This is a genomic window from Paenibacillus sp. CCS19, from assembly GCF_033239625.1.
Classification (GTDB): Bacteria; Bacillota; Bacilli; order Paenibacillales; family Paenibacillaceae; genus Paenibacillus_T.
Genome location: NZ_BTCK01000134.1, coordinates 1 through 249 on the forward strand (window position 1 = coordinate 1; position 249 = coordinate 249).

Consider the following 249-nt stretch of genomic DNA (forward strand, 5'->3'; position numbering starts at 1 on the left):
GGTCGAGTGACTCTGCGCCGAAAATGTAACGGGGCTAAACACACCACCGAAGCTATGGCATGTCGTAGTCTTCACTTTGTTCTGGTGGAAGCACCGGGCATTAGTCAGAATCAACTATATCGGTTGTTCAAGATTCTGACAAAATGACCCCAAGCTAAACATCACCAGGCTGAAGTGAAGACTACGACTTGGGTAGGGGAGCGTTGTGTATAGGTTGAAGTCAGACCGTAAGGACTGGTGGACAGTACA

1 rRNA gene is annotated in these 249 nt (G+C 48.6%); it reads left to right on the forward strand.

Annotated features, from left to right (window positions below):
• Positions 1 to 249: ribosomal RNA gene (locus SBI19_RS29440) — 23S ribosomal RNA — on the forward strand; the annotation flags it as partial.